This window comes from Mycobacterium asiaticum, assembly GCF_001673315.1.
Lineage (GTDB): Bacteria > Actinomycetota > Actinomycetes > Mycobacteriales > Mycobacteriaceae > Mycobacterium > Mycobacterium asiaticum_B.
On record NZ_LZLQ01000037.1, the window covers coordinates 1 to 1,591 of the forward strand.

General features: G+C 68.6%; 1 protein-coding gene and 1 pseudogene. Both read right to left on the reverse strand.

Annotated features, from left to right (window positions below; translation table 11 throughout):
- Positions 1–538 (reverse strand): PE family protein (locus A5636_RS06385; RefSeq protein ID WP_253900515.1); only part of this gene is annotated, 538 nt, incomplete at its 3' end.
- Between the two features lie 335 nt (positions 539–873).
- Positions 874–1,591: pseudogene (locus A5636_RS26440) on the reverse strand (hypothetical protein); the annotation flags it as partial.

Here is a 1,591-nt window from a genome sequence, read left to right on the forward strand (position 1 = left end):
TGTCGCCACTGCCGCTGGCCAAGCTCGCATTGCCGCTAGCTCCGGCGTTGGCACCCACAGAGCTGCCGCTGCCCGCGACCCCAGCCGCGGTCTGGCTGTAGCCGGCACCGCCATTGCCGTACAAAATCCCGCCCGCCCCACCATTAGGACTGCCCGCGCTGCCCGCAGCACCATCACCAACCAGCGGACGCCCCAACCGCGCCTCGGTGTGGGCATTCAATACACCAAGCACCCGCTGTTCAAAGCTTTGCAACCACCCAACATTGGCCGCCTCGGCACCCGCATACGCCTGCCCCGCGCCCTGCACCGCCTGCGCCCACCGCGCCTCAAATGCCTCCGCTACAGCACTGCACTGCTGATAGGCCTGCCCATGACCAGAAAACAACGCCGCCACCGCCGCCGACACCTCATCACCCGCAGCCACCGCCACCCGCGACGTCGACACCACCGCCGCCGCATTCACCGCCCGAACCACTACCCCAATCCGCTCCACATCGGCCGCCGCCACCGCAACCGCCTCCGGCACCACCCACACCACACCAGACAAAACCCGCTCCCTTCACGACATCCTGGCCCCGAAACCCATCGCCGAGCAGCGCCACACTACGACCACCCCCACCACACCGTGGCCAATCACACACCCTCAAAACAAACCCAAACAATCCACGACGCCCAACACCACCGGGTCGGCAACACCGCTTGCCACCTGGACCGGTGAGCGTCACAGTCGACGCCAAGTCAGATCCGTTGACCAACGCGTAGCGGGTGATTAAATCTCTTATCGCACAACAAGATCAGGATTAAGTGCAGTCAGCACCGGTGCCCACGATGAGTTGGCGATGGTCGTTCGATCGGGGCGCTGCCGTTAGCCCCTCATCCCGAAGCTCCGGATGCCCCCGGTGTGCCGTAAAGCTGTCCGGCATTGCCACCAGGACCGGAGGCTCCTGGACTCCCAGGCAGGCCCGGGCCACCCGGGGTTCCGAACCCGGCAGGGCTAACCGCACCGCCTTGGCCCGGCAGACCGGCAGCACCCGCATCACCACCGCGCCCACCGTCACCAATCAACTGCGCATCCCCGCCGCGGCCTCCGGCACCACCGGAGCCGCCATCACCACCGACGCCCCCGGTTCCACCTTCGATGTCGCCTGAATTGGCAAGGCCTGCTGTGGCGTCGGCGACGGAGGCGGTGCCGGTGAGGGTGCCGGCGTCACCTCCGTGGCCGCCGGCACCGCCGCCCCCGGCGTTGCCGCCGTTACCCCCTAGCAGCCCGCCGGCGCCACCAACCCCGCCGACGCCACCGGCACCACCCGTTCCGCCGGCGCCAGCAGGCCCGCCATCGAAGTGGCGGAAGTTGAGAATGCCAGTTACGTCACCGGCACCGGCGTTGGCTCCGGTGCCGGTGAAGGTGCCGGTGTCACCTCCCTGGCCGCCGGACCCGCCGCTCCCGGCGTTACCGCCGTTACCCCAGAGCAGTCCGCCGCCGCCACCAACCCCACCGGCGCCGCCGGTACCGCCGGCGCCCCCAGACCCACCGTTGAAGCGGCTGCCACCGTTGTAAACGCCGGTTACGCCGTTGTCAGCGCCAATTTCG